Below are 2,578 nucleotides of genomic sequence, written 5' to 3' on the forward strand. Positions count from 1 at the left end.
ACTATATAGCGATCGCCTTTTTTCTAGGATATAACGAGTTTGAAAACACGCCCTAGCGCGTAGCTTTTGAAATCACTGCTCAGAGAGAAGGCGTGTGTTCCGGTTCTGGGTCTGGTAACTCTGGTAACTCAATCCCTCGGCTTTGCAATGCTTCAACTATCTGAGATACAGATTTATTTCCCAGATTTTTCAGCGTTCGCAAACCTGTGACACCATATTTTTTTAAATCTTCTATTTTGTTAACTTGTGCATCGAGAAGTGCCGTATAAGTATTTCTTTTCAAATTCAATGACTCAATACTGTTTTCATCAACAACACTTACAGGTGTATTATCCCCATTTATTTCCTCTACGGGATGTACATTACTGTTGGCAACCTCCACAAGCTGATTATCCGGCGAGATTGAGTCTACGTTTTGAGGGAAGCTAATTTGGTCAACACTGTGTACATTGGCATCAACAACGCCATTCGGCTTATTGTCCTCAAGTATTTCTAGAACTCTATCTATTTTTGCTAGTTGCTCATAAACAGTATTTACACTCAGGGTTGGTTCTACACCAGCATCAACAGAGGCTAACCAGTCATTTTTGATTAGGTTGGATAACTCTGACTTTATATGGTTAGGCTTTAATCTGCCTTCTGTAATTAACTTTTCGACAACAGAATGTGGCACACGGAAGCTTACAATAGGCGATTCCTTGGTTTTTTTCCCCATATTTCTCCCCGTTGTCAACAGCGTACACAGTAAATATAGCAGTATGTATACAGTGTTGACAATTATTCATTCACGTCTTTCTGATCAATTCCTAACGTCTTAAAGCTCTGTGTTAATTGCTGCCAAAGTGACTCAATTTCCTCATAGCATTCCTGTGAAGAAATTTTTCCCAAAGTCTGTAGATTAGAGAGATAGCAGACCCGTTCAGAAAATTCTTGAAGATTAGCATTGAATAAAAAATTTTGAGGCGTGTACTTACCAAGATATCGATAGCGCTGGTAAAGAAAATTGTTCTTGTCTATCTGATTGTCGTTATCCATTTTAAAAAATCTTCTCAGTACAAATCTATACTTAGTTTTTTCACGTTGCTTTGACATCTACATCCAGTATGAAAATACCCGTTTTTGAATCGGAATCACTTAATTCTACTTCTTACCCTTGGTTTTCCTTGAAAACAGCACCTTGTTTTGAAGTTCATATTTATCGGTATTTTCCCCAATTGGAGATAGCATAGACAATGCCGCCGCCGCTCCCAATATCTGATCGTCAGACACTTCTAAATATCTCTGCAACTGTTCAAGGTTGCGATGGCCAGATATCTCTTGCACAACTCTGAGTGGTATACCAGCATTACTCATCTGGGTTAAGGCAGTCCTTCTGAAGCTGTGGGTACTCCAGGGCAAACGCATCTAAATTACTCTTGATCACAACGAAGGTTAAGAACCAACGACAAAATCAGGATTTCGCGTTTGATTATTTTTTAAGCCCCAAAGCGATCGCCTAAAACTTTCGCAATAAGCAAGAGTTAATGACATTATATTAAACTCTATTGAGAATAGACTTTGCTTATTGACATGATGCGGCCGCCCTGGTGGGTACTCACTCCAAAAATATCTACTTGCTGGCAAGCTCCTCTTAAAATCCTAGCGGCTGAGTCTTCGCATAGGTGTCCATCGCTACGACCGGGGAACAGGTAAATATCTCCTGCCATTGGGTAATATTCAAGCAGTAAACGCCGTAAGTCTTCAATCACTGGGATTGATCGGGTTGCAAGTTTACCCTTGGTGTTTGATTTTCTGATAATTAACCGGGGTCTGACAATACCTTTTTGGGTGTAAATATCTTGAGTTAGCAGGGTACAGCATTCGCGGATTCTACAGGCGCTAAACAGGCAGACACCGAACAAAGCGCGATGCCTGCGGCGGGCGTAGCCATCGCGCCCGTTGTCTAAGCTAAAGCTAAAATAAAAATTGTTTTAGCTGGAATATTTTGGGCATTTCGTTTTAATATATTTCTCTGCACGTTCAAAAAAACTTATATTTATGTATTTATTTACAAACTGGTTTGCTGAGTTCATATCATAAAGAGTGAATAACATTTCTGTAATTTTTTTTACTGCATTATCTTTAGCTTCAGTTCTGGTTCTACCGCCAGCTTCCATCTATTCGCAGTAGTTGCTACCATATATTCCTATCATGCCTGATACAGTTTGTTCATCTGTCCGAGTATTAGAATTACTTCCTGTTTGATAAATATTGTTTTGAGTTTGAGGCTGATTTTGAGATGTAGTTTCTGTTACGGGTTTCACACCACACAATACTCCTAAATCTACTACTTTATTATTTTCTGCTTGCCAGTAGCACAATGGTTCACTCTGTTGTGCTACTGCATTACTTTGAAAAATTACATTACTGCTAATTAATGAACAAGCCAATATACCCAAATTTGCAATTTTCTTTATAGCCATATATTTTTAGGATTTATCTTTTTAGTTTTATCTACTAAGCTAATCGGCATTTAAGCTGCAGAATATAAATGCAGAGCCGATTGAAAGTAACTATGCCACCTCCAGCCAAAAATTTT

At 38.7% G+C, this 2,578-nt stretch carries 4 protein-coding genes and 2 pseudogenes; all 6 read right to left on the reverse strand.

Going from position 1 to position 2,578, the window contains the following annotated elements:
• Nucleotides 1-79 precede the first annotated feature (79 nt).
• The 6 genes and pseudogenes from HWQ38_RS17075 to HWQ38_RS17100 all read right to left on the reverse strand — a co-directional run bounded on the left by HWQ38_RS17075 (nt 80) and on the right by HWQ38_RS17100 (nt 2,462).
• The gene (locus tag HWQ38_RS17075) at nt 80-715 is read right to left on the reverse strand and encodes a DNA-directed RNA polymerase subunit alpha C-terminal domain-containing protein (protein ID WP_292795500.1); all 636 of its coding nucleotides are present in this window, start codon (nt 713-715) and stop codon (nt 80-82) included.
• 62 nt (nt 716-777) lie between these two features.
• Nucleotides 778-1,035 (reverse strand): hypothetical protein, encoded by a 258-nt coding sequence (locus tag HWQ38_RS17080; protein ID WP_292795502.1) that lies wholly within the window; start codon nt 1,033-1,035, stop codon nt 778-780.
• A gap of 105 nt (nt 1,036-1,140) precedes the next feature.
• Nucleotides 1,141-1,389: pseudogene (locus HWQ38_RS17085) on the reverse strand (tyrosine-type recombinase/integrase); the annotation flags it as partial.
• A gap of 152 nt (nt 1,390-1,541) precedes the next feature.
• A pseudogene (locus tag HWQ38_RS17090) lies at nt 1,542-1,904 on the reverse strand (hypothetical protein); the annotation flags it as partial.
• 66 nt (nt 1,905-1,970) lie between these two features.
• Nucleotides 1,971-2,156 carry a hypothetical protein gene (locus HWQ38_RS17095; protein ID WP_292795504.1) on the reverse strand — a complete coding sequence of 62 codons (186 nt, stop codon included), beginning with the start codon at nt 2,154-2,156 and terminating at the stop codon, nt 1,971-1,973.
• A complete protein-coding gene (locus HWQ38_RS17100; RefSeq protein WP_292795505.1) occupies nt 2,157-2,462 on the reverse strand; it encodes a hypothetical protein in 306 nt (101 codons plus the stop codon).
• Nucleotides 2,463-2,578 lie beyond the last annotated feature (116 nt).

It is taken from the genome of Nostoc sp. NMS7, from assembly GCF_017115085.1.
Taxonomy (GTDB): Bacteria; Cyanobacteriota; Cyanobacteriia; order Cyanobacteriales; family Nostocaceae; genus Nostoc.

What these genes read in the sequence shown, in the direction of transcription:
- HWQ38_RS17080 (WP_292795502.1), bottom strand. Translation starts at nt 1,035, where the DNA reads ATGGATAACGACAATCAGATAGACAAGAACAATTTTCTTTACCAGCGC.
- HWQ38_RS17095 (WP_292795504.1), bottom strand. Translation starts at nt 2,156, where the DNA reads ATGGAAGCTGGCGGTAGAACCAGAACTGAAGCTAAAGATAATGCAGTA.
- HWQ38_RS17100 (WP_292795505.1), bottom strand. Translation starts at nt 2,462, where the DNA reads ATGGCTATAAAGAAAATTGCAAATTTGGGTATATTGGCTTGTTCATTA.
- HWQ38_RS17075 (WP_292795500.1), bottom strand. Translation starts at nt 715, where the DNA reads ATGGGGAAAAAAACCAAGGAATCGCCTATTGTAAGCTTCCGTGTGCCA.